Origin of the sequence: Paraburkholderia phenazinium (assembly GCF_900142845.1) — a bacterium.
Classification (GTDB): Bacteria; Pseudomonadota; Gammaproteobacteria; order Burkholderiales; family Burkholderiaceae; genus Paraburkholderia; species Paraburkholderia phenazinium_A.
This window is the reverse complement of record NZ_FSRU01000001.1, coordinates 156,098-181,177: the sequence shown is the minus strand read 5'-3', so window position 1 is coordinate 181,177 and position 25,080 is coordinate 156,098. Positions and strand designations below refer to the sequence as shown.

General features: G+C 60.8%; 20 protein-coding genes and 1 pseudogene. 9 read left to right on the top strand and 12 right to left on the bottom strand.

The genetic code is table 11. The features are described from left to right. Nucleotides 1-97 precede the first annotated feature (97 nt). The 5 genes from BUS12_RS00865 to BUS12_RS00845 form a co-directional block, all read right to left on the bottom strand. Complete coding sequence (locus tag BUS12_RS00865) at nt 98-895, bottom strand: DUF1266 domain-containing protein (protein ID WP_171991568.1); 798 nt, start codon at nt 893-895, stop codon at nt 98-100. Between the two features lie 65 nt (nt 896-960). Then, nucleotides 961-1,917: a DUF1266 domain-containing protein gene (locus BUS12_RS00860; protein ID WP_074293799.1), complete on the bottom strand. Its 957-nt coding sequence runs from the start codon at nt 1,915-1,917 to the stop codon at nt 961-963. Between the two features lie 241 nt (nt 1,918-2,158). After that, the gene (locus BUS12_RS00855) at nt 2,159-4,906 is read right to left on the bottom strand and encodes a TonB-dependent receptor (RefSeq protein WP_074293798.1); all 2,748 of its coding nucleotides are present in this window, start codon (nt 4,904-4,906) and stop codon (nt 2,159-2,161) included. 366 nt (nt 4,907-5,272) lie between these two features. Next, nucleotides 5,273-6,316, bottom strand: a complete 1,044-nt coding sequence (locus tag BUS12_RS00850) for a purine-nucleoside phosphorylase (protein WP_074293797.1) — start codon at nt 6,314-6,316, stop codon at nt 5,273-5,275. A gap of 255 nt (nt 6,317-6,571) precedes the next feature. Then, nucleotides 6,572-7,528 carry a LysR family transcriptional regulator gene (locus tag BUS12_RS00845; protein WP_074293796.1) on the bottom strand — a complete coding sequence of 319 codons (957 nt, stop codon included), beginning with the start codon at nt 7,526-7,528 and terminating at the stop codon, nt 6,572-6,574. 144 nt (nt 7,529-7,672) lie between these two features. Here BUS12_RS00845 and BUS12_RS00840 point away from each other — a divergent pair, with 144 nt between their 5' ends. The 4 genes from BUS12_RS00840 to ilvD all read left to right on the top strand — a co-directional run bounded on the left by BUS12_RS00840 (nt 7,673) and on the right by ilvD (nt 13,536). Next, complete coding sequence (locus BUS12_RS00840; RefSeq protein ID WP_074293795.1) at nt 7,673-8,839, top strand: mandelate racemase/muconate lactonizing enzyme family protein; 1,167 nt, start codon at nt 7,673-7,675, stop codon at nt 8,837-8,839. Between the two features lie 163 nt (nt 8,840-9,002). Then, nucleotides 9,003-10,358: a C4-dicarboxylate transporter DctA gene (gene dctA, locus BUS12_RS00835; RefSeq protein WP_074293794.1), complete on the top strand. Its 1,356-nt coding sequence runs from the start codon at nt 9,003-9,005 to the stop codon at nt 10,356-10,358. 379 nt (nt 10,359-10,737) lie between these two features. Continuing rightward, on the top strand, nt 10,738-11,352 hold the full coding sequence (locus BUS12_RS37980; protein WP_143788216.1) for a hypothetical protein: 615 nt from the start codon (nt 10,738-10,740) through the stop codon (nt 11,350-11,352). Nucleotides 11,353-11,673: 321 nt separating this feature from the next. After that, complete coding sequence (gene ilvD / locus BUS12_RS00825) at nt 11,674-13,536, top strand: dihydroxy-acid dehydratase (protein WP_074293792.1); 1,863 nt, start codon at nt 11,674-11,676, stop codon at nt 13,534-13,536. Between the two features lie 21 nt (nt 13,537-13,557). Here ilvD and BUS12_RS00820 read toward each other — a convergent pair whose 3' ends face one another. Then, complete coding sequence (locus BUS12_RS00820; protein WP_143788215.1) at nt 13,558-14,238, bottom strand: TetR/AcrR family transcriptional regulator; 681 nt, start codon at nt 14,236-14,238, stop codon at nt 13,558-13,560. A gap of 73 nt (nt 14,239-14,311) precedes the next feature. On the opposite strand from BUS12_RS00820, the gene BUS12_RS00815 reads away from it, so the two are divergent. Beyond that, on the top strand, nt 14,312-15,445 hold the full coding sequence (locus BUS12_RS00815) for an FAD-dependent oxidoreductase (protein ID WP_074293790.1): 1,134 nt from the start codon (nt 14,312-14,314) through the stop codon (nt 15,443-15,445). 44 nt (nt 15,446-15,489) lie between these two features. On the opposite strand, the gene BUS12_RS00810 is transcribed toward BUS12_RS00815, so the two are convergent. Further along, complete coding sequence (locus BUS12_RS00810; protein ID WP_074293789.1) at nt 15,490-15,903, bottom strand: hypothetical protein; 414 nt, start codon at nt 15,901-15,903, stop codon at nt 15,490-15,492. Nucleotides 15,904-15,934: 31 nt separating this feature from the next. On the opposite strand from BUS12_RS00810, the gene BUS12_RS00805 reads away from it, so the two are divergent. Both BUS12_RS00805 and BUS12_RS00800 read left to right on the top strand, forming a co-directional pair. Then, nucleotides 15,935-16,240: a hypothetical protein gene (locus BUS12_RS00805; RefSeq protein ID WP_074293788.1), complete on the top strand. Its 306-nt coding sequence runs from the start codon at nt 15,935-15,937 to the stop codon at nt 16,238-16,240. A 186-nt stretch (nt 16,241-16,426) separates the two neighbouring features. Further along, nucleotides 16,427-17,235 (top strand): annotated as a pseudogene (locus BUS12_RS00800) (MHYT domain-containing protein); the annotation flags it as partial. 20 nt (nt 17,236-17,255) lie between these two features. Here BUS12_RS00800 and BUS12_RS00795 read toward each other — a convergent pair. The 4 genes from BUS12_RS00795 to BUS12_RS00780 all read right to left on the bottom strand — a co-directional run bounded on the left by BUS12_RS00795 (nt 17,256) and on the right by BUS12_RS00780 (nt 22,427). Beyond that, nucleotides 17,256-18,806: a methyl-accepting chemotaxis protein gene (locus tag BUS12_RS00795; RefSeq protein WP_074293786.1), complete on the bottom strand. Its 1,551-nt coding sequence runs from the start codon at nt 18,804-18,806 to the stop codon at nt 17,256-17,258. 251 nt (nt 18,807-19,057) lie between these two features. Then, nucleotides 19,058-20,149, bottom strand: coding sequence for an alpha/beta fold hydrolase (locus BUS12_RS00790; RefSeq protein WP_074293785.1), 1,092 nt, complete (start codon nt 20,147-20,149; stop codon nt 19,058-19,060). A gap of 92 nt (nt 20,150-20,241) precedes the next feature. Next, the gene (locus BUS12_RS00785; RefSeq protein ID WP_074293784.1) at nt 20,242-22,140 is read right to left on the bottom strand and encodes an amidohydrolase; all 1,899 of its coding nucleotides are present in this window, start codon (nt 22,138-22,140) and stop codon (nt 20,242-20,244) included. After that, entirely contained in the window at nt 22,137-22,427 is a 291-nt protein-coding gene (locus BUS12_RS00780) for a XapX domain-containing protein (protein ID WP_074293783.1), read from the bottom strand. The genes BUS12_RS00785 and BUS12_RS00780 overlap by 4 nt, the downstream gene beginning before the upstream one ends. Before the next feature lie 317 nt (nt 22,428-22,744). Here BUS12_RS00780 and BUS12_RS00775 point away from each other — a divergent pair, with 317 nt between their 5' ends. Continuing rightward, entirely contained in the window at nt 22,745-23,434 is a 690-nt protein-coding gene (locus BUS12_RS00775) for a hydrolase (protein ID WP_074293782.1), read from the top strand. A gap of 109 nt (nt 23,435-23,543) precedes the next feature. Here BUS12_RS00775 and BUS12_RS00770 read toward each other — a convergent pair whose 3' ends face one another. Further along, on the bottom strand, nt 23,544-24,482 hold the full coding sequence (locus BUS12_RS00770; RefSeq protein ID WP_074293781.1) for a LysR family transcriptional regulator: 939 nt from the start codon (nt 24,480-24,482) through the stop codon (nt 23,544-23,546). A gap of 143 nt (nt 24,483-24,625) precedes the next feature. On the opposite strand from BUS12_RS00770, the gene BUS12_RS00765 reads away from it, so the two are divergent. Beyond that, nucleotides 24,626-25,057, top strand: a complete 432-nt coding sequence (locus tag BUS12_RS00765; protein WP_253189976.1) for a DoxX family protein — start codon at nt 24,626-24,628, stop codon at nt 25,055-25,057. The last annotated feature ends 23 nt before the right edge of the window (nt 25,058-25,080 follow it).

Below are 25,080 nucleotides of genomic sequence, written 5' to 3'. Positions count from 1 at the left end.
CAGTGTTTTGTTGCGTCAGAAGCAGGGGCAGTCACGCCGTCTTCGACGCACCTTGTTGTGCGATTCGATGCGCGATGCTGGATGCAGTTGGGTGTCGTCAGGAAACCGTCGGTTCACGCATGACTGGCCAGGTCAGCACCTGCCAGGGCGCGTTACCGGCAGCGCGAAGGCGCAGCGCCGCCGTTTGCGCGGAAGCCGCGTTATCTTCGACGAAGCCTGCCGTCAAAAGCAGGTCGGTTTCGAAGTCTTGCCAGTCGGCGTAGTGCATCGCGACTTCCTGCGCGACTTCTTCGATCCGCGTGCGAGCCTCGGCCTCCGCAACGTAACCTAAGCGGCACCCAGCCCGGTAGTAGAGCACCATGCGACTGGCGTCATAGGCGAGGCCGTTCATCTGCCGCCACCGGTCAGGCTGCTCCCGCAACGCACGGAACTGTTGCTCGCGCATGCCTCGCAGCGGGCCGTAGGTATGCGAAAACGCCGATAACCAATCTCCTGTGGAACCCGCATCGTGCGTCTGCTCGCCACGGGCCAATCGCGACATGAGCGCTCTGATCAGGGCGATGTCGCGCCGATGACCGCCTTCGCGTAGCCATCGCAGTCGCATCGTCCACGCCGCCGGGCTGTTGATCTCATGGCGCGAGGCGAAGCGGGCCATGAAACGCGCTGCCTGACGCGCATCAGGCGGCAGAAGATCGAGCCGGTCGTGATAGAACCGCTCGCGCTCGCAATCCAGGGCGGACAACGCGATGGCCCATTGCACCGGGGTATCGGCCGGAGGGCCATGTTGATACAGCCCCTCGCGGACATCGACAAGATTGATGCCACGCGGCGGATCAGTGCTACGTTCTCCTGTTTTTTCTCCACGACGGCCGAAACGCGCATACAGGCGTTGCACGCTTGCGAAAATCGCCCAGCCTGCAAGCAGGCCGACCCACAGCGCCGGATCGAGCAGTAGCGGAATCATCGCGCCAGGTCGGTGAGGTGAATCTTTTGGAGCGCGTTATCCAGCAGCAGTTCGAATTCGTTAGCTTCGCCACGCTCGCGTTCGGAGAGCGGAGCGAGCAATTGCATCTCGTAGAGCGCGGAGACGAACAACCATTGGGGGGCAGGCAGCGCCATCTCCCAGGCGAGCAGTTTCCATGGGCTGTGCGGATCTCGTTGCGCCAGTTCGATGACTTCGCGGGTGGCCTCCTGGGTGGGGATCATGGCGGGGTCACCGCCGGCCCAAAAACCGCGTGCCCGCATGAACTGATCGGCGCAGTCGAGCCAGCTTTTGTAGTCGCGCTGCAGGTAGAGCGAGGGCAGCAGAATGAAGTCACGCGCTTCCCGTTCGTCAATGAGGTCCAGCAACAAGCCGTTCTGGCAAAGCATGATGAATCGCACCATGTCCCAGGCGAGAAAGTTAACCGACTGCACACCATCGCGGTTGTCTCGCGCAGCCTGCATTTGCCATAGGGACTCGCGCCGCTCTTCGTCAGGCAGTTCACGATCCTCGCGCAGCCGTTCGACCTCCTGCTTGAACGCTGCTTCTGGCAAACCGGCGTAGTGGCCGACAAACGGCTGGAGCGCCTGACGATGTCCACCCGTGAATACGCCGTGAAGCTGCTCGAGTAGCGTGGCACGATCGCTAATGCCCCACGATTGACGCAGGGACTGACGGGTTTCGTCGGCGGAAGCGTCCAGACGCAAGCTATCCCAGGCGCATCCGTTGCGCACGTTGAAGACCAATGTGTTGGCCAGCGCCCAATACTGCGGCTCAGGCTGGAAGGTGCTGGGCGATGTTTGCCAGCGTAGTGTCAAGGGCTCCGTCTTGCGTGTTTCGGGCTTCTTCTTTTGCCGCTTCCGGCGGGCCGGCAGCGTGGCGAAAACCGCGATCACGAAGAGTGTGCAGGCCACCTCGATGGTCGTATTGTTCATTGCGATACCGTCTCCCATTGCCCCAGAACGTGTGATCGGAACCGTTCTTTGCGAGCGATGCCTTGAATGATCGATTTTCCAAAATGGTCGCGATTATTCTAGGGATTCAGACGTTGCAATGCGAATTTACCCAAGACGCATGGGTCGCGTGAATCAAGCGGCGCGTAGCGGCAAAGCGCGGGCCCGCTCCCGCCTCTACAACGTAAGGACAGGAGCGCGAGACCCGCTTGTTCAATTACGCTCAGAACTTGTACGTCGCACCAATCTGCGCGAAGCGGCCGACATACGTGTACAGCGACGTGTCATAGCCCTGCTGCCACAGCGGACCATCCGCCCATACCGCATCGAACGGCGGCACGCGGTTGAAGATGTTGTCGATGCCGCCGTAGATCGTCCAGTGCTTGAAGCCCGTGTAGGTCACCATCAGATTGAACTGGCTATAGGACCCCACGCTGCCGTTTTGCGGCGTCGGCGTCGGGATATAGGTGAAGGTCTGCGTGTACGGTCCCGTGTACTGCCACGACAGCGCCGTATTCCACTGGTGATACGCCCAGCTCAAGGTGGTGTTGCCCTTCCAGCGCGGGAAGCTGCCGCCGAACGGCTCGTTGAGCGCGAGGTTGTTGCCAGCCGCATTCACCGTCTGACCGCCTAGCTGGAACTTGAACGTATCCACATAAGCCCAGTCGCCCGACAGCGTGAACGTGCCGATCGAGGTCGGCAACGACTGGCGGAAGGTGGTTTCGAAACCGCTCGTATCGAGATTCCCGAGGTTCTCATACTGGAAGGTCTCGTATTCGGGTGTGGTCGAACCGGGGTAATAGACCGTCGACGACGGCTGGTCGATGCCGATCACGTTGCTGATGTGAATGCGGTACCAGTCGAGCCCGACGTCGGTCGTGCGGGTTGGCGACAGCTCGAAGCCAATGTTGTAGTTCTTCGTGCGTTCCGGTTGCAGGTCCGGATTGCCGGAAGTGAGCGATGTGACGGAACCCGACTGATTGATCACGAGCGCCATGTTCTGTGAGGTGCTGTCCTCGACAAACGTGGGCGCACGGAAACCGCGATCGTAAGACGCATAGGCAGTCAATGCCTTGACCGGCTGCCAGCGCAAGGCGAAACGCGGCGAGAACGCGCCGCCGACATCGCTGTAGTGGTCGTAGCGGCCCGACTGGCTAAACGTCAGTGTCTTCACGATCGGAATGTCGAACTGGTAGTACACCGCTGCGACGTTGCGCTGGCCTTGCACCTCCTCCTCGTCCGGCGTGAGGACCAGACCTTCCGCATACGCTGCACCTTGACTCAGGGATTCGCTCTGGTGGAAGAACTCGGCGCCGAGACCCAGGCCCACGTCGCCGGTCGGCAAGTGGAACAGCGTCGGGGTGGAAATCGTCGCATCAAGAGTATCGAGCTTCGAGACGGCGATATTGTTCGCGTCCATGTACAGGCCGTTCAGCGCGTTCGGTGTCGCAGACGGATTCGCGAAGTCGTAGGTGCCGTTCTGGTAGATGTTGTTCAGAACGCTGACGTTCAACTGGTTCGAGTATGTATTGGACACGTCGCTTTGCGAGTGCGTGTACGTGGTCGCCCAGTCCCAGTCACCGTTCGGCAGCGTGAGCGTACCCTTGACGCCCGTGGCCGCGCGCCAGTAGTTGGCGTCTGTCGTTTCCGCTACGGCGTCAGGGAACGAGTAGACGAGCGGCGTCGCCACCCCGAACGGGTTATATGGGTTGCTCGCCGGCACGGTGTTGTTGAACAGCGAGAACTGCTTCGTCGTAGGGTTGTACACCAGCGACGAATTGGTCCCGCCGACGGTGTTGTTCCACACCCCACCGCCCTGGACGCTCGTGTTGTTGCTCTCCCACAGATCCACAAATGCCGTGGTCGTGTCGTTGATCTTGAACTGCGCATCCACCTTCGCGCTCAGACGCTGGCTCCACGGCTCGATGGAGAAGCCGTTGCCGGTGTTGAGTCCGCAAACCGTACCGGTGGTCTGGCCGTAGAAGACGGACGTGAAGTTCGTGCTAGCCGGTTTAACCGAACTGCCGTACGGGCACGAGCTCAGCGCCTGCGCATTGCCCGTCGTTGGATTGGTCCAGTATGAAGGCGCGAGCATCGACATGCCGCCAGGCTGGTTCGTGAAGTCCATGGCCGAGGTCGAATCGCGATCGGCCAGCGTGGAGCCGTTGTCCCTGAAGAAGCTCGCAGATGCCGTGACGTTGTAGCCGTCGGAAGTGAGATTGCCGAACCCACCGAGCGCACTGAACTTCGCCGTACCGTTGCCGCCGCGGCCATCGGTGGAACCGCCATAGCTGCTGTCCAACTGCAGGCCCTGGAAATTGTGCTTGGTGATGATGTTGACCACGCCTGCGATCGCATCCGAACCATACTGCGAGACGGCGCCGGTCTTGACGATTTCGATGCGATCGATTGCACTGAGCGGCAGCGTGTTCAGGTCGAAGAACGTATCCACGCCGTTCGAAAAGAACGCGAACGGCGCGACCCGCTGTCCGTCGATCAACACCAGTGTGTATTTTTCGCTCAGGCCGCGCAACGCCATACCCGATGCGCCTGCCGCAAAGTTGTTGGATTCGGCTTCGCTCCAGCTATCGGCCGAGTTAGCGGTGGTGCTGCGCAGAAAGTCGGAGACGCTGTTGGCGCCGCTGTCCTGGATATCCTTTGCTGTGACGGTCTGGACCTGGTTGAAGCCAACCTTGTCGGCACTGCGAATCAGCGAACCCGTCACCTCGAAGCGCTTCAGCTGGGTGGTTTTTCCTGTTGTCGCGGACGTGGCGCCGTTCTGCGTCGTTGCGGTGGTAGCCGGTGCCGCGGCCGTTGCCGAGCTTGCTGCGGCGGCGGGCGCCGCCGGCGTCGAAGTATCTGCCGTCGCCGCCTGGCTCTGGGCGAATGCGGATGGGCCGAATGCGGCTGACAACGCTATCTCAGCCCAAAGTATCTTTCTGATGGCCGATGCCAAAGTCCTTTGTTTCATGATTTCCCTTCACTCTTGTCAGTAAGCCAAACCCGTTGCGCGACTAACGTGTTGCGCCCGGGCATTTTTTTTCGACATTAGGCGGTGCGGAATTTTTCAATTCGCCCGCCCTGGTACTTCGGCACAGCAGAAACCCCCACCAATTGCATGCAGATCGATTACATTTAAATTAAGTAGGATTACTAAAATACGGATTGATGCCTGAACCTGAAAGAAACGAATGCCTACCTATTGCCCGTCGGTGGGTTGGGCTGCAAATAGGCAATCGGGAACGCGCAGCCATGGCGTACATGGCTGCAGACCATACGGATGAAGCACTTCGAGACGGGTGATACGCGAAACACTTGCAGCGCGGCGGCGCCAGATCTAGTTAACAGGGACGCCGTTTTTCCACTGCGCCCAGTTCCTGACGATGGCGTTGACCAGCGGCGAACCCGCCAGGTAGAGGTTGTCTACCGCAGGCACGAAGCCGCCTTGCTGCTGGTAGTCCAGCAGGTTGTCCGCGTTCGATACGCCCGGTGGCGGGCGATCGAAGTCCGACCCCGCGCGCAGGGCCGCCACGCGGTTCGTGTCGGCCAGACCTGCGGCTGCGGCGCGTTTGATGACCTCGAACGTGGCGTTGTCTTCCTGTTGGGTGGTGCAGTAGGTGCCCTTGCCGTCGGTCAGCAGTTTGGTCCAGTCGCGCGCGCGTTGTCCCAGGGCCTCGCCGGAGAACCATGTGTCGCTTGCGAGCGTGTCGCACTGAATAACCGCGGGCGGTTGATTGGCCGGTGCGCTTGCGTATTTCGCTCGGTAGGTCTGAGCGGCCGGACCATCGGTGAGCGTGACGTTGCGTGACAGCGCGTAGGCTTTTTGTAGCAGTGCTTCATTCAACTGAAAGACTTCTGTGTGGTAATCCAGCGGCGGCTTTTCGGTTTCGCTGTGGGTGTTGATCCCGAGATAGCCGGACTTCCAGTTGCCGGGAATCTCGCGCGCATCGAGTTCCCACTGAATGCCGAAGTCCACGAGATAGCGAGCCCATGCTGCCGAACCGAGCGTGCCTTGCGCCGGATCGATGCCCGCAATGCCCGAGATCAGGAAATAGGTCTTGCGCAGATCGAACTTGCGCGAATACACCAGTGCAGCCATTGAGGCGGCGGCATTCGCATGGCCCATGCCGGTCGTGATGACGCACACGTCATCGCGGTTGCAATGAACAGCCGGATAATCCGGCGATAAACCCGCTACGGTAATGGCCTGGGTTTGCCCGAGATGATCGAGCCATGTTTTGCCTTCTGGTCCGAACATCGAAATGATGAGTACCTTGACGGGCCGCGGCGTAGAAGGAGAGGGCGTTGCATAGGCGCCCGTTTGAATGAGGCATGCAAGACCGGCGCAAACAAGAATCCGCAGCAGTTTGTTTTTATACATAAGGTGCTTTTATTGAAGGTGGCTTGGCTCGATAGCCCAGCTTTGTGCTTGAGTGCCCAACAATCGTGCGCATATGCAGCAGGCTTTGGCAGCCTATGCGCGGACGGTCAGGCAAACGGTTCCCTTTTGAGGCGCGAGAGAGCTATAAGCACAGCACATGCCAAGTCGCAGTGGGCGCAGATGCACCCACTGCGTGACTGCAGCCTGGATCACACCGGCGGGGTGTCTTTACCGTGCAGTGGCCGGCAAAGAGGATCAGCCGCCGGCCCCTATTTTGCCCCGAGATGCCTTGACGACGCCGGTATCGACCGGCGTGAACGGCGCCTGGAAATGGGCGATCAGAAAGTCGATGAAGGCCCGGGCGCGCGCGGTCTGGTTTCGCTGGCTGGGGTAGTAGACAAACAGATCGGCTGACGGCAGGACGATATTCGGCAAGACCAGCTTGAGCCGCCCGCTTTGCACGTACTTGGCCAGATCCCATTCGGAGCGAATCAGTATCCCGTGTCCATCGAGTGCCCACCGCAGCACGATATCGCCATCGTTGCTTGAAAGCGCGCCTTTGACCTTCAGCGCCTCGGTGTGATCTCCCTGCATATAACGCCATACGCCATAAGCGTCGTCGTTCTGGCGATGAATGATGCAACGGTGCCGGACAAGGTCCTCCACACGCTCGGGTGTCCCGAAGCGCTCGAGGTATTTCGGCGAGGCGCAAAGAAAACGACGATTGCTCATGATGCGCCGGGCGCTGAGCCGGCTGTCGGGAAGTGTGCCAAAACGGATCGCCATATCGAACGCTTCCTCCACCAGATCGATGGGCCGGTCGGTTACTTCAAACTGGATCTCCACATGGGGGAAACGCTTGGCGAATTCGGATACCAGCGGCGCGATGGTGGTACGCCCAAAACCGAGCGTCGCATTCACGCGTAGCAGACCTTGCGGATCGGTGCGGGCGCCGGAGATCTCGTCTTCCATCTGGCGGACTTGCCCCACGATCTGCGTGGCATAGCGCAGGTAGGTCTCGCCTTCCGGTGTCAGGCTGACACTTCGGGTTGTCCGGTTGACGAGCCGCGCCCCGAGTCGTTGCTCCATCAGCCCGAGGCGCTTGGTGGCGGCCGGCGGGGTGAGATCGAGCGCCCGCGCGGCTCCCGACAGGCTTTTCAGCTTGGCGAGGAGGATGAAGAATTCGAAGTCGGACGCCGGATCAGTGCTCACTTCCGTTATTCACCCAAAGTAAAAAATGAAATGAATCTGAGCGAATTCTAACGCCACCGTTCGCGGATAAGCTAGGTTCCGTTGCAGCCGGATGCGTGTCAGCAGATGCACGCAATCCTTGCCCAAAGTCCAGGAGACACCGCCATGCGAATCGTTGAAATCCGCGAAAAGACTGTTCCGATCAGTTCCCCCATCCGCAATGCCTACATCGACTTCAGCAAGATGACGCTGAGTCTCGTCGCCGTGGTGACGGATGTCATCCGGGATGGCAAGCCGGTGATCGGCTATGGATTCAACTCGAACGGCCGCTACGGCCAGGGCAAGCTGATGCGGGAGCGCTTCATTCCGCGCATCCTCGAAGCGGATCCGGCGACGCTCGTCAACGAGGCCGGCGATAACCTCGATCCGCACAAGATCTGGGCCACCATGTTCACGAACGAAAAGCCGGGCGGCCATGGCGAGCGTTCGGTCGCGATCGGCACGATCGATATGGCGATCTGGGATGCGGTTGCGAAGATCGAAGGCAAGCCGCTGTTTCAGCTACTGGCCGACCGCTACGGCAATGGTCAGCCCGACCGCAAGATTTTCGTCTACGCGGCCGGCGGTTACTACTACCCGGGCCAGGATCACGGGAAGCTGAAGGACGAGATGCGCAGCTACATCGACCGCGGCTACACGGTTGTGAAGAAGAAGATTGGCGGCGCTTCGCTCGATGAAGACTTGCGCCGCATCGATTCGATTCTGAGCGTGCTCGGCGATGGACAGAAACTCGCCGTCGACGCTAACGGTCGTTTCGATCTCGACACAGCCATCCAGTACGCGAAGGCGTTGTCGCAGTACGACCTGTTCTGGTACGAAGAGCCGGGCGACCCGCTCGACTTCGAATTGCAGGCGACCCTGCGCAATTACTACGACAAGCCGATGGCGACCGGCGAGGACCTGTTCTCGATGCAGGACGCCCGCAACCTGATCCGCTACGGCGGCATGCGTGCCGACCGCGACTGGCTGCAGTTCGATTGCGCGCTGAGCTACGGCCTCGTCGAATATCTGCGCACGCTCGACATGCTGCATCAGCACGGCTGGTCGCCGAGCCGATGCATTCCGCACGGCGGACACCAGATGTCGTTGAACATCGCGGCCGGCCTTGGTTTGGGCGGCAATGAATCCTATCCGGACCTGTTTCAGCCGTATGGTGGCTTCCCCGATGGCGTGAAGGTGGAGAACGGCTTCATCACGATGCCTGACCTGCCTGGTATCGGCTTTGAAGGGAAGGCCGATCTGTTCGCCGAGATGCAAAAGCTGTCTGCATAAGCGCTCAAGCGGCGAAACGCGCTGGCAAAAGCGCCGGCGCAGCGTTCATAAAAATAGACCAAAGAAACGTGAGCGAAATCGGTCCGCGCTCACCGTAACGGTAGATCCCGCTGCGGTAGCGCGTTCTGACTTTCACTAAAGATGCCACGCATAGGAGACAGTCATGCGGGTTTCAAAGATCAGAAAATCGCTTTCCAGGCTCTACGTCCAGGTGCTGATCGGCATTGTGGCGGGTGTCCTCGTCGGCCACTTCTATCCTGACGTCGGCTCGCAACTCAAGCCGCTCGGCGATCTGTTCATCAAGCTGATCCGGATGCTGCTCGCGCCGATCATTTTCGCCTCTGTCGTGGTGGGCATTGCGCGTATGAGCGACCTTCATGAGGCCGGTCGCGTCGGCGTCAAGGCGGTCGTGTACTTTGAGGTGGCGTCGACGATTGCGCTCGCGGTTGGCCTCGTCATCGTGAACGTCATCAAGCCGGGCAGCGGGATGAACATCGATCCCGCGCATATCGACGGCTCGGCGATCTCCACCTACACGCATGCGGCACAACAGCACGGGATACTCGACTTCCTCATGAGCATCGTGCCGAACAGCATTGTCGGCGCATTCGCGAATGGGGACATGCTGCCCATCATCTTCTTTTCGCTGCTGCTCGCGATCGCGCTCGCCAAGCTGGGCCCGCGCACTGCACCGTTCGTCGACATGCTCGATATGTTGCTGCAGGGTATGTTCGGCATTGTGCGAATCGTCATGTACGTTGCACCCATCGGCGCTTTTGGCGGCATGGCCTTTACCATCGCCAAGTATGGAATCGGCACGCTGGCATCTTTCGGTCAACTGATGTTGTGCCTTTACCTGACCTCGGTATTCTTCGTGGTCGTCGTCCTGGGCCTCGTGATGCGAGTCAGCGGGCTGTCGCTGTGGAAGTATCTCCGCTACATCAAGGACGAAATTTTCATCACCCTCGGGACCGCGTCCACTGAAGCGGTGCTGCCGCAGATGCTGATCAAGATGGAGAAGCTGGGATGTTCGCGGCCCGTAGTCGGGATGGTGTTGCCTACCGGCTATACCTTCAACGCCGATGGGACGGCGATCTATCTGACCATGGCCTCGATGTTCGTCGCGCAGGCCATGAACATCCACCTGACGCTGTGGGATCAACTGTTGCTGCTCGGCGTGATGCTGCTGACTTCAAAGGGGTCTGCGGGCGTTGCCGGTGCTGGATTCGTTGCGCTGGCTGCCACGCTGGCCTCGATGCACACCATCCCCGTGGCCGGCCTGGTGCTGCTGCTCGGCGTGGATCGCTTCCTCAACGAGGCGCGTGCCGTCACGAACCTGATCGGCAATGGCGTGGCGACCATTGTGGTTGCCCGCTGGGAAGGAGCGCTTGATATGAACAAGGCTCGCGCGATGCTCGATCGCGACGACACGAGCCTTAATGCGTTGGAGTCCACCGAGGCATTGCCGGCCGGGCGGATGCCGGCGGAGGATGCGGGGATGCGGTCGCAATCGCATTGAGCTTTCCTCGCGTTTCGCCATCAAGCATCGGACCGGATTGGTCAGGCCAACCCGCATCTCGTTGCGGCGCTCTTGCGGATGCTGTGTGATTCGTCAGCCATCGTCGCCATTGACTCTCAGGGCGTAGCTCGTCTATAAATCCGCCTCGTTGTGCACGCCGATCAACGCGGCGGTCTTGCCGGGGGCGTTTTCACCGACGTACAATCTGCGACATAAATACGATAATTAACGACCACACATTTCCGAATCAATGAATAGAATAATCAATCCCCAACCTGCTCAAAGAAATAATCGTTGCTACGGCCGTACCGCCAACCTGCGTCGATGTGCCCGGCGAGGGAATTGGCGATTTTTTTGTGCAGATCATGACCGCCAATGGATGGGCTGGGTCTTTACCGCGGTTTTTACCGTGGGTGCGGGTGCTGCATCGATCTGGAGCGTACTACCGACTCATCAGGAGCCCTCTGAGCTTTCTGTTCCCGTGAGCGAGAAGGATAATTTACGGCGCGCCATCACGATGGCAAAGATGGAGGGGGCCAAGTTCACTGTGCCAAGTGCCACGGAAGTGGTGGCCAAGTTTTATGTTCGGCCAACCGTGAGTTCCCCTTTGGACAAGAAAAACTCTTTCTTTGCGCTCGTTTCCGTCAGTCCGTTTAAGCCGGCCAGCTCTGACTTCACCTTCGACGGCGGCGAATGTCGTTTTCTAGGGTATGCAACAGATTTTGATCCGTCATCGAATAAAGCCGTTTTGTCGATAAAGACCATTTCCTGTGTGGATAATTCGAATCAAGGTTATTCACTTGTATATAGCGACTATGATCAGAAACCGAGTGGCGTGCTCACCGATTTGAAAGCTCCGACCGAAGGGGCGGTGGTGATGTCCAAAGAAAGCGACGGAACCTATTCCGTTCCGCTGTTGCAGAACGTGCTGCTGAAATTCTCGCAGCCTGTCGATAAACTCGAGAAAACAGGAAAGTCGGCGAACCGGTTTTGATTCAGTAATCCGAGCGTTCCGTCGACATCCACAGCGTCGCGCTCGCTCCAAAAGCCGAAGGGCGGCCGTTACCCCCTTCGGCGCTAGCCCATCATCGATAGCGCTGCCTCGCCGCCAACTAATATCTTTTCCGACCTAATTCAGTCAGAAAAATATATTGGACGTCTTACCGGCCCTCTCGCACACTTCGTACATTCCCAGTACAACGCGCGTCATGCGCACCTTCGCCTGCGGGCGACCGGTATGCCGTCGCCGTCCCCAACGGTGCATGGCGGGCCTGGGCACCATTCCAATTCGACGACCCCAATACAGAGGACACAGATGCCTGACTATCGATCGCGAACTTCGACGCACGGCCGCAACATGGCCGGCGCCCGCGCTTTGTGGCGCGCCACCGGTATGAAGGACGGCGATTTCGGCAAGCCCATCATTGCGGTGGTGAACTCGTTCACCCAGTTCGTGCCGGGCCATGTGCATCTGCGCGATCTGGGCGCGCTGGTCGCGAAGGAAATCGAAGCGGCCGGCGGCGTCGCCAAGGAATTCAACACCATCGCGGTCGACGACGGCATCGCCATGGGCCACGGCGGCATGCTGTACTCGCTGCCGTCGCGCGAACTGATTGCCGACTCGGTGGAATACATGGTCAACGCGCACTGCGCCGACGCCATGGTCTGCATCTCCAATTGCGACAAGATCACCCCGGGCATGCTGATGGCCGCGATGCGCCTGAACATCCCCGTGGTCTTCGTGTCCGGCGGTCCGATGGAAGCGGGTAAGGTCAAGTCGCCAACCGACGGCCAGGTGATCGCCAAGATCGACCTGATCGACGCCATGATCAAGGCGGGCGACTCCAGAGTCAGCGACGCCGAAGTCGCGGAAATCGAGCGCAGCGCCTGCCCGACGTGCGGTTCCTGCTCGGGCATGTTCACCGCGAACTCGATGAATTGCCTGACCGAGGCAATCGGCCTGGCGTTGCCGGGCAACGGCACGATCGTCGCTACGCATGCATGGCGCAAGGGGCTGTTCGAACAGGCTGGCCGTCTGGTGGTGGATCTGTGCCGCCGTTACTATCAGGAAGACGACGCGTCGGTCCTGCCGCGCAACATCGCCAGCAAGCAGGCCTTCGAGAACGCCATGGCGCTCGACGTGGCCATGGGCGGTTCGACCAACACCGTGCTGCACTTGCTGGCCGCTGCGCAGGAAGGTGGCGTCGATTTCACGATGTCCGACATCGATCGCATCTCGCGCAAAGTGCCGTGCCTGTGCAAGGTCGCGCCCGCAACCGATAAATTCCATATCGAAGACGTGCATCGCGCCGGCGGCATCCCCGGCATTCTCGGCGAGCTGGCCCGTGCGGAGCTGCTCGACCTGTCGTGCGGCAACGTGCATAGCGGCACGCTGGGTGAGGCGATTACCAAATGGGACGTCGCCGGTGGTGCGGGCGAAGAAGCGCAGAAGCTCTTCCGTGCGGCGCCGGGCGGGATTCCGACCACCGTCGCATTCAGCCAGGAAGCGACCTTCGCGTCGCTCGATACCGACCGCAAGTCCGGTTGTATCCGCAGCAAGCAGAACGCGTATTCGAAAGACGGCGGCCTTGCTGTGCTGTACGGCAACCTCGCGGAGAAGGGCTGCATCGTCAAGACCGCGGGTGTCGACGAATCGCAGTGGGTCTTCTCGGGCCGCGCACGCGTCTTCGAGAGCCAGGACGACGCCGTCGAAGCCATTCTGGGCGACAAGGTCGTGGCGGGCGACGTGGTGGTGATCCGTTACGAAGGCCCGAAGGGCGGCCCCGGCATGCAGGAAATGCTGTATCCCACGTCGTATCTGAAGTCCAAGGGACTCGGCAAGTCTTGCGCGCTGTTTACCGATGGCCGTTTCTCCGGCGGTTCGTCGGGCCTGGTGATCGGGCATGCGTCGCCGGAAGCGGCGGAAGGCGGCACGATCGGCCTGGTGGAAGAGGGTGACGTGATCGAGATCGACATTCCTAACCGCAAGATGCACCTGGTGGTGTCGGACGAGGCCCTGGCACGCCGTCGCGAAGCCATGGAGGCACGCGGAGCCGACGCGTGGATGCCGGTGAATCGTGAACGCGTGGTGTCGCAAGCGTTGCAGGCCTACGCGGCGCTGGCGACCTCGGCCGACCGTGGCGCGGTGCGCGATCTCTCGCAACTGAAGCGCAAGTAAGACCGAACGGCCCTGCCGCAGTCATGCGCAGGGCCGCAGTGATCGATATGCCGGGTTTTCTGGTGTCGAGCGCTGCGCAGTAAAACCCGTCACCAGCCGCACAAGCGCATCTTCCACCTCTTGCAACGGCGGTGGATCGGCGCTCGCCGCCAGCATACGCAGCACGCCCGTCACAGCAAAGGTCAGCACAAACGCCTCGGCTTCGGTGGGTTTGCGAGTGTGCCCATCAGGCATCGCAACTTCATCTGCGGTTGAAATTTCAAGTAGCCGCGCGTAGAACGGTGCGAGGCGTCCCCCTTGCGCGTTGCTCGTCGACGAATGCTCCATCAACAGGCGATGAACGCGGTTTCGCCCGCCATACGAGGCCGTCACGGCACGAACGATTTCACGAATCGGGTCGCCAGGCGCCGTGGGCGTTGCGCGCTGCATCGAATCGACGATCTTGTCTGTCATGGCGCCGAGCTCGCGCGTCACCAGGGCGTCGAGCAATGCGTGCTTGCTGCCGAAGTACTGGTAAAGCGTGCCGATACTCACACCGGCTTTCGCCGCCACGGCATTGGTCGTCAGCGAGGCGATGTCACCGGTCTCCAGCAACTGCATGGCCGCCTCCAACATGAGTTCGACCTTGTGTTGAGATCGGGCTTGCCGCGGGTTGCGTCGGTTAAGTGTTTGATTATTCATAGACTTTATTGCCGATTCCAAGGCCGCGGAACGCGAGTTTCAAAACATGAGCGTGGCTCATATTATTCCTGTTTCGACGATAGAGACGAGGCTCATGATGAATGGCAAGGTACTGATCTCCGGCGCAGGGGTTGCGGGTCTGGCCGTGGCTTACTGGCTGGATCGCGTGGGCGTGGCTACGACGCTGGTCGAGCGCGCTCCGGCGTTTCGTCGCGGCGGGCAAGCCGTGGATATCCGCGGCGTCGCGCTCGATGTCGTCAACGTAATGGGCTTGCTGGACGATGCCCGCGCGTTGCGCACACGGCTTAAGGGCATGTCGATGCTCGATGCCGACGGCAACGAGCTGGAACGTACCGAAGAGCGCACCTTCAGCGCCGGCCGCCTGGACAGCGAAGACATCGAAATCTTTCGCGACGATCTGTGCGAGCTTCTGATGGGTGCGATGAGCGACCGCGTTGAATTCATCTACGACGACAGCGTCGCCGCCATCGATGATCAAGGCGATGGTGTGGCGGTCACTTTCGCCACGGGCGTGAAGAGAGCATTCGATCTGGTGATCGGCGCTGACGGCATCTACTCCAATGTCCGCAAGCAGTGTTTCGCGGATGAAGCCTCGGTTGTCTTTCCGTTGGGCGTGGTGCTTGCTCTTTTTTCGACGCCTAACCTGATCGATCTGACCGATTGGCAACTCGGCCATCGCCAGGACGGCGTGGGCTACGTGATCTACCCCAGCTACGACAAGCGCGAATTGCGGATTGGCGTGGGTTTCGCGGCGCCTGAATCCGCAGTGTCCCGAGGCGATGTCGAAACACAAAAGCGCATGGTGGCCGAGCAATGCGCGCATCTGAAGGGCACGTTTCCTCAATTCATCGATGCGATGAGTACAACCGATCAGTTTTACTTCAACGAGCTCGCACAGATCCGCATGCCGTCGTGGTCGAACGGCCGGGTCGCGCTTGCCGGCGACGCTGCGCACTGCGCATCGCCTTTCTCGGGTCAAGGTACGAGCCTCGCGCTAGTCGGTGCCTGTGTGCTCGTTTATGAACTGTTGCGAAACTGGGATCGTCCTGCGCAGGCTTTTGCCGCCTATGAACACCGTATGCGGCCCTATGTGAATCTCAATCAGGCACTCGTCGACCTCACGCGCGAGGGCCCGACGCCGGACGATCAGATGACCGCGGCCAAGAACGGTATCGACCTGAGCGACGTGCTGAAAGCGGTGGCATAGCGCCGGAAGGACGCGTGACGCGTGAAAGAATCACTAAAAAACCGCTAAAGAATCACAGGAAGTCTGCCGTTATCCAAGATGAGGCGCCATGCGAGGATGGCGCGTTTTCGTCGAATCAATCTATAAAAAGGATGTGCGCTGATGCAGATCACAAGCACCACCAGCGTAACCGCATGGCAGACCACCGGCAGCGGAACCGCTTCAGGCACGACTAACGCCGCGTCGAACGGCACGGCGGCGTCTGGCTCGAAGTCCGCGTCGTCCGCGTCGTCCGCGTCATCGGCGTCCGGTTCCACGTCTACCGCCTCCGATTCGCAGTCGGGCACGACCAGCGCCGGGTCGACGTCTTCGTCTTCTTCGAGCACGTCAGGCAGCGGTTCGTCCACGACGAGTGCGACACCCAGCGGCGGCGGCGGGGGAGGTGGTGGCGGCGGAGGCGGCAGCAGCAGTTCGAGCACCAGCAGCGTTCAGGAGCAGCAACTCGAACAATTGATCAAGTCGCTGAAGGCTCAGCTCGCGTCGGTGCAAGCGCAGTTGGCGCAGTCTGGGGGCGCATCGTCCGCGGGTTCAGCTCCGGCAAGCGGCGCCGGACAGCACGGCAGTGCCGCGACAGCCGGCGATTCGACCCAATCGACGGCGGATCAGTCGCGAGCCAGCCAGCAGGCCGCTAGAACGACGTCCCTGCAAAACGAAGCCACGACCATCAGCTCCGCTATCGACGTCGCGACCGGCGAGCTTGCACAACTGATGCTCGCATCCGGCACGACGACCGGCATGATCAGCACGCAGGCCTGAAGCGGGCGCGACATCGTCAAAGGTTGATGCATTCAGCATCAGCCTGCCCGACCTCCTCCTTACCAGGCGTCGATTCGCGAGAGCGCGGCTCAATCGTCTTGCTCGGAAACCAACTCTGCTTTACCTTCATCTCTACGAGGCTGTTACCTACCACTAATCGAGCTTTTGTAAAAAAGCCGCCGAGAGATGCCAAGCACCTACAACCCCGGGTTGGTCGCCATTTCCCTTATTGTCGCGACGCTTGCCTCTTTCACGGCAATTGATCTCGCGGACCGGCTTTCCATACTGGCTTACGCTCGCGCCCGCCACATATGGCTGGCGGCCGGCGCGTTGGCCATGGGCATCGGTATCTGGTCGATGCACTTCATCGGCATGCTCTCGTTCTCGCTAAGCATTCCGCTTGGCTACGATCCCGCCATCACCTGTTATTCGCTCGTGATCGCCGTACTCGTGTCCTGGTTTGCGTTGCATGTCGTCACGCGTGAACGTTTGAAGCTGCCCTGGTTGCTCGCGGGTGGCGTTCTGATGGGTTTGGGCATCGCCGGCATGCATTACATGGGAATGGCCGCGATGCTGATGCAGCCCGCGATTCGCTACGAACCACGCATCTTTGCTGCGTCCATTCTCATTGCTATCGCAGCCTCCACGGCGGCACTGTGGGTCGCGCATACCCTGCGCGGCGCGCATCAGGACCATGTGATGCGCAAGCGCATTGGCGCGGCCTGTGTCATGGGCATTGCCATCGCCGGCATGCATTACACCGGCATGGCCGCGGCGAATTTCCCCATTGGATCGGTTTGTGGCGCAGCGCACGGCGTGAAGCCTCAATGGCTCGCTGACGCCGTGACTCTGTTCGCGCTGGTGATTCTGATTGGGACGCTGCTTCTTTCACGCCTCGATGCCCGAGTCGCGTTTCTCGACAATTCGGTCGCGAGGCTCAACGATCAGATCGAGCGCATGCGAGGTCCGACACGCTAGGCGGTCTGCCTAATCGGAGTCGCGGCGAACGCAGGCCTTAATTCGCGGGCAACTGGAACACGCCGACCACTTCGCTCATGCGCGCGGCCTGTTCTTCCAACGAGACCGCTGCGGCCGCGGCCTGCTCGACAAGCGCGGCATTGCGCTGCGTGACTTCATCCATCTGCGAGACGGCCTTGTTGACCTGCTCGATGCCGTCGCTCTGTTCTTCGGACGCCGCCGCAATCTCAGCCATGATGTCGGTCACGCGATGCACCGCGTCGTTGATCTCCGTCATCGTCTTTCCCGCTCGACCCACCAGTTCGGTGCCATTACCCACGCGGTCGACCGATTCGCTGATCAGCGTTTTGATTTCCTTGGCCGCCGAGGCGCTGCGTTGCGCCAGCGTACGCACTTCGCCCGCCACCACCGCAAAGCCGCGGCCTTGTTCGCCCGCTCGCGCCGCTTCGACGGCGGCGTTCAACGCGAGGATATTGGTCTGGAAGGCGATACCCTCGATCACGCCAATGATGTCGGAAATCTGCTTCGAGCTCGCGTTGATTTCGTCCATGGTCGTCACGACCTTTGCGACGACTTCGCTGCCGTCGTGCGCCACGCCCACCGCGACGCGCGCGAGATCGCTCGCCTGACGCGCGTTGTCGGCGTTCTGGCGGACGGTCGAAGTCAGCTCCGCCATGCTCGAGGCGGTTTCTTCCAGCGACGCGGCCTGTTCTTCGGTGCGCTGCGACAAATCGGTGTTGCCTGCCGAGATCTGCGCGGTCGCCGTGGAAATAGATTGCGCGCCGTCGCGTACCGAGACCATGGCGTCCCTTAAGCGTGACTGCATCAGACGCAGGTCTTCCATCATCTGGCCCATTTCGTCTCGCGAGCGTATCTCGACAGACCGGCTAAGGTCGCCGTCGGCAATGGCGCGGAAGTGATGCATGGCTTCATCGAGCGGGCCGGCAATCGATTTACGCAGGGCGTGCCATGCGAAAGCGGCCATCGCGAGCCCGATCAGAAGACCGACGGCGGCGATGGCGAGAATCGCGTGAAAGCGGTCCTGCGCCGCTTCGTACAGGCTGCGCGCCTGCTCCGCCTGCATCTTGTCGAGCTCCTCGGAACGGTCCGTGATCTCGTTGAATGGCGCCGTCATCTTGTTCGAGATCAGATCGGCGAGTTGCGCGGTGTCGCGCCGGTCGATCGCCGCAAACACCTGGGCGACGGGTCCGTCCATCGCAAGCGTCCGCTTGGCTTCGACCGCTTCGGCCAGTTGTTGCTCTTGCGGTTCGGCGGGCAACGCGCGATAGGTCTGCCAGGCTTTGTCGCCGATCGCGAATTGCTCGCGGGCACGCGCTTCGAGGTTCGCGATATCCGGGCGATCAGGTTGCGCTGCGATCCGGTCGAGTACCAGTCGGCCGCGAGCATAGAAGAAATCGAACTTGCCGATGGCAATGGCCGACGCGAGTTGGTTGGAGTACAGCTTCTTCTGATCGGCGTTACTCAGGGCGATGCCGGCCACGCCAAGCGCGGCGCCAATCGCCATGAGCAAGCCGAGAAAACCCATCGCAAGGGCGAGACGGGCGCGGATCGTGATGTTCGAAAACATGGATGCCTCAAGGCGCAGCAAGCGGAACAGGAAAGCGACGCGCCTGGAAAGCACGCGGGTTTATTGGGGTTTACGGCAATGGAGCGGGAATATGAAGGGGAAGAGGGGGACTTGAGCCGCCCGAGGCACTGGAAACAGCGCAGTAGTCGTCTTACGGGCCCTTACTTGCAGGACCGGCGATGGGTCCCGCAACGTGCCGCCCGATCGCTTGCGCCGGCACGCCACAGGATGGCGATGCCGGCGCTGTCGGGTCAGTGTGCCTTCGCCGTATCGCTCAGCAACTGCACCAGGTAGGGCTTCCACACTTCAGGGTGAGCGAGGGTTTGATGGCCGTACGATTGCACAGTCTCCGGAATTTCCACGAACGCGCCGTTCGGCACAGCCTTCATTGCCTGCTGCATGACACCGAGATCGGCGGCGTTGATCAGGTCGTCGGCAAAATTGACGGCAAAGAGCCGCGCGCGAATCTTCGACAACTCCGGCGCGGGGTTGTAGTCCCACGACGATTCGAACCAGTACAGGACGTCGTTGGCGTCGTTCTTCCCGGCGTCGTCGACGAGCGTGTCGTACAGGTGCGTGGCCGCGTCGCGATTGGGCGCTTCGCTTTGCATGCGGGCCGGGTTGTTGGTGATGATCGTGAAAATGGGCATCACGCGGGTCCATTGGGTGGGCGGCACGGCATAGTCGCCGCCCTGCCAGCCCGGGTCGTTGCGAATCGCGCCGACGATCATCTGCCGCCAGAGCCAGTTGCGCCCAGCCATCGCGATCGGTTGGCTGGCGATGGGCATCAACGCATCCGCCATCTCCGGATAGCGCTCACCCCACATCCAGGTCTGCATGCCGCCCATCGACGTGCCGAGCACGAGGCGCAGATGATGAATGTGCAGCCCTTCGACGAGCAGGCGATGGTTCGCTTCGACGACGTCGCCATAGCCGTAATGCGGGAATCGCGCATGCAGGCCGTCGCTCGGCTTGCTCGAACCGCCCCGGCCCAGGCCATCGGGGATGACGACAAAGTACCGGCTCGTGTCGAGCGGCTGGCCCGGGGCGAACAGTTCGCGCTGCATCGCCGGTGCGAGGAAAGCTTTGCCGGTGCCGGTGGTGCCGTGCATCAGCAACACGGCGTTGTCGATCTCGCCGTGCGCATCGCGCCGCGGCGTGCCCAAGGTGACGTAGTGGATGCGAATGTCCGGCAGCGTGGCGCCGTCGGAAAAGTGAAAGTCGTGCTCAGTGAAATCGGCTGCCTGCGCGGAAGCCGGTTCCATTGGCGCGGCGCCGGCCGGCGCGAGGCCGGTCAGCACGTACATTCCTGCGGTGGCCAGCAGGGATGCGAGTCGGGTCATTGCAGAGTCCTGTCGAGGGTAGGGAAGGGAAGACTATCGTAACCCTACCCGGCACGCACGACGAAGATACGACAACGACGACGGCACGCGGTTTATATCGCCCAGCAGGCGCAGCCGAGCGCGCCCCAGAAGCCCTTGAGGTCCGACGTCGGCGCATTGCCGGACCACGCTCGCGCATGCGCGTGACCGTGGACGCCGCACGCATTCGCGCAGCCGCATTGCGCGGCCATCTGCAGGGGCGCGCCCTCGGGATGGTCGCCGCTGCGCCGTGTCATGCCCCAGCCGGCGTAGCCGCCATAGCGGCGCGTCGGCGACCAGTCCGGCATGGCCGGCGGGATGGGCGCATCGTAGTGTGAGAACGGGCCGGCGCCGTAGACGATCTTGCCGCCCACCATGGTGAGAAGCGAGGTCGTGTCGGCAATGTCGGCTTCGGGGCAAGTCAGATAGTCGCGATCCGGCACGATCAGATCGGCAAGCTGCCCGACGGCAATCCGGCCTTTCTTGCCTTCCTCGTTAGAAAACCAGGTGACGTACTCCGTCCACATGCGCAGCGCGGTTTCGCGATCAAGGCAATTGCGTTGCGGATAGAGGCGCAGACCGGCAAGCGTTTTGCCCGTGGCGAGCCAGGCCAGTGCGATCCACGGGTTGTACGAGGCCACACGGGTGGCATCCGTACCGGCCGATACCTTCACGCCTTTTTCGAGCATGCGCGCAACAGGTGGCGTTGCCTCGGCCGCCTTGGCACCGTATTGCTCGACGAAGTACTCGCCTTGATAGGCCATGCGATGTTGCACCGCAATGCCTCCGCCCAACGCCGCAATGCGATCAATCGATCGATCGCTGATGGTCTCCGCATGGTCGAAAAACCAGTTCAGGCCCGCTAACGGCACATCGCGATTCACCTTCTCGAACACGTCGAGCGAGCGCGCGATGGTTTCGTCGTAGGTGGCGTGCATGCGCCATGGCCAGCGGTTTTGGGCGAGCACGCGAACCACGTCTTCCAGTTCGCCTTCCATATCGGGACTCAACTCGGGCCGCGGCACGCGGAAGTCTTCGAAGTCCGCCGCCGAGAACACCAGCATCTCGCCCGCGCCGTTGTGCCGGAAATAATCGGTGCCATCGGCGTACTGCGTCGACTGGGTCCAATTCACGAAGTCTTGCTTCTCGCCCTTTGGCTTTTGCGTGAACAGGTTGTACGCAATGCGGACCGTCAGTTGGTTCTCCGCGGCAAGTTTTTCGACGACAGCGTAGTCCTCGGGAAAATTCTGGGAGCCGCCTCCGGCATCGATGACGCCGGTCACGCCCAGGCGATTCAGCTCGCGCATGAAATGGCGCGTCGAATTCTCCTGGTACTCGACAGGCAGTTTCGGCCCCTTCGCCAGCGTGGCGTACAGGATGCTCGCGTTGGGCCTGGCGAGCAGCAAACCCGTCGGATTACCCGCGGAGTCCCGAACGATCTCGCCGCCGGGCGGGGGCGGTGTGTCCTTCGTATAGCCGACCACCCGCAGGGCCGCCGCATTGAGCAGCGCGCGATCGTACAGGTGCAGGATGAAGACCGGCGTGTCCGGCGCGGCTGCGTTCAGCTCCTCGATGGTCGGCAGTCTCTTTTCGGCGAACTGATGCTCGGTGAAACCGCCAACCACGCGAACCCATTGCGGCGCCGGTGTGATGGCAACCTGCTCGCGCAGCATCTGCATGGCGGTGGCCAGCGAGGGCACGCCGTCCCAGCGCAACTCCATGTTGTAGTTCAGGCCGCCGCGAATGAGGTGCAAATGATTGTCGATCAAGCCGGGTAGGGCACGTTGGCCCTGCAAGTCGATCAACTGGGTCGTGGAGCCCGCAAGCGGGAGGATCTCGGCATCGCTGCCCACGGCGATGAACACGCCTGCGCGGATGGCGACGGCGCTGGCTTCGGGTTGGCTACGGTCCAGCGTCGTAAAGCGGCCATGATGGAGGATCACATCGGGTGTCTTGCCGGCAGATTGGTTCATGAGCGTTTATCCGGTGAGTGAGTGGTAGCGACGTCCGATGGGGCGCCGCTATTGCGTCCAGGCAGCGAGCCGAACATGTGTTGGCTGCATTTCGATTCGTTCCACGCGGTATGAAATGCGCTGCCGGAGAGAACCTGTTTGGCGACCGGCAAGAGCTGTTCGCCTGCGAGGATGCCCAACAGCCCGACTAGTGCGATCAACGGCGGCGCGGGCGAACGGACATTCATCAGGCTGTAGATCACGCCGACGAGCAGGCCTGCGAGCAGGGAGAAAAGGTAGGGTTTCATCGACTCACCATGGTGGAGGGCAGCTAGGTGCAGCTAGACGATGCTTACGCCGCAAGGCAGCGCGAACCTGCGCGCAGCCTGGACGTGACGACACGCAAGGCAGCCATCGAGATCGATCGGATTGCGAAGCGAGTCCGGAGAATTCTGCGATGAAGAGAAAAAGATATCGACGGCAATTCCGGAAAGTCATCCATTCCATTTCTTCTATGTCAATCGATGGGTTTTCCGTGTCAAATGAACGCCTCAGTGCTTGCCTGACCGGTGCCGCACGAAGGCGGTGCGGCCTTTACTTTCTCGATTCATGGACGAAATGACTCATGAGCAATCCTAAGCTTGAAGTACTGACACCGCAGAATTCGCAGTTGATCTTTATCGATCAGCAACCGCAGATGGCATTCGGCGTGCAGTCGATCGATCGCCAGGCGCTGAAGAACAACGTCGTGGGGCTCGCGAAGGCGGCGAAGGTGTTCGACATCCCGACGACCATTACGACGGTCGAGAGCGAGAGCTTCTCGGGCTACACATACCCCGAACTACTCGACGTGTTTCCTGGCGAGAAGGTGCTCGAACGGACCTCGATGAACTCCTGGGACGACCAGAAGGTCAGGGACGCGCTGGCCGGGCACGGTCGCAAGAAGGTGATTGTGGCGGGGCTGTGGACGGAGGTGTGCAACACCACGTTCGCCTTGTCGGCGATGCTCGAGGGCGGCTACGAGATCTACATGGTGGGCGATGCTTCGGGCGGTACTTCGAAGGACGCGCATGACTACGCGATGCAGCGCATGGTGCAGGCGGGCGTCGTGCCGATGAGCTGGCAACAGGTCGTGCTCGAATGGCAGCGCGACTGGGCCCGCCACGAGACGTACGACGCGGTGATGCAACTCGTCAAGGAGCATTCGGGCGCCTATGGCATGGGTGTCGATTACGCTTACACCATGGTTCACAAGGCGCCGCAACGCACGGCGACGCCGTCCGTTGTGCTCGCGCCGGTTCCCGCCGCGAAGTAAGCCCGCTTAGCCTGAAATACGAAACGCTATTCCGGGTGCGTGACGAGAGCGAAGGTGAAGGCCGCAAGCTTTCGCCTTCGCTTTCGCTGAATTCGTCTGAAGTTCAGCTTTAGATCGCATCGGCGGAGGCGGGAACGCCGGTGGCCCACGGGGTGCTCGAGAGTTGCTCGGTCAGGTAATCGAGCAGCACGGTTACCCTTGCCGGTCTCAGAACTCCGGGCGGCGTAAGAAGATTTACGTTGATGCTGGCAATCTGCCACTCGGGCAATACCTCTTCCAGCTCGCCGCGTTCGATCGCGTCCCATACGATGAAGTCCGGTTGCAGTGCAAGGCCCTGTCCGTTGAGCAACGCCGGGACGATCAATTCCGCGTTGTTGCTCCGCATGCGGCCTCGTACCGATGCGGCGTATTCCTCGCCCGACTTGTGACGGAATTTCCAGGTCTCCGGCGTGGGCAGATTGGTGTAAAGCAGACAGGTGTGCTGGTTCAGATCGCGGGGATGACTGGGGCGTCCGTGCCGCTCGAGATAACCCGGGGTGGCGACCAAAGGACGTCGTACGGCGCATAGTCTGCGATAGCGCAGCGATGAGTCTTCAAGCTCGGCGATGCGTATCGCCATGTCGAATCCGCCGGCCACCACGTCGATCATGTGATCGCCGAGGGAAATGTCGACGTCGATTTGCGGATAGCGGTCGAGAAATCCGGGCAGCAAAGGGGCGAGGTACTTCAGGCCGAACGACATGGGTGCGGCAATCCTGACCAACCCTTGTGGCGATAGGGCTTGTGCGGATGCTTCGGCCTCCATGGCTTCAGCTTCGTTCAAGAGCCGTCGAGCGCGGTCGTGGGCAATCTCGCCGAGAGGCGCCAACGAAAGCCTGCGCGATGTGCGATACAGGAGGGGTGTGCCTAAGCGTTGTTCAAGCCGGGCGATGGCCTTCGAGACGGTGGGCTGCGACATACCCAACGACTCCGCCGCTTTGGCGAATGAACCTGTTTCTACAACGCGGGCAAAAATGGCCCAGGCTTCAAAGTCGGGAAGTGTCTGCATGAAGATTCTGGAATGGATGAAATTCCATTCCTTCTATTTGTCGGTTCTGGAAGCTCCCATACTATCGCTGCACTAAACAGAATGCACGTAGTCGAGACAAAGGATGGCGTATGCAACGCTCTGCGGTGCGGCAGCATAGAGGCATGAGTGACAATCCGCCATGGGTGGCGGCGCTTCTCGACCAGCCATGGATGCTGCCGCTGCTGCGCCTTGCGCTGGTCTCGGCCTACTTGATCGGTGGCGTGACAAAGCTCGTGAATTTTCATGGGGCCGTCATGGAGCAGGAACATTTTGGACTGCATCCGGGTGCGCTATGGGCCGTGCTGGCGATCCTCGTCGAATTGTTCGGATCGGCCTGTGTGATCGCGAATCGTTGGGTCTGGTTCGGTGCAGGCGGCCTTGGATGCCTGACCGCTGTCGCGATGTATGTCGCAAATGATTTCTGGAATCTCGCGGGACAAGCACGCTTCATTGCCTTGAACAATTTTTTTGAGCATCTTGGGCTGATCGCTGCATTCGCCATGGCAACGTGGATGGTAAGCAGCAAGCAACGCTCCGGAAGCGACCGTTTGTAGAATCCACTTCGAAAGGACTTCAT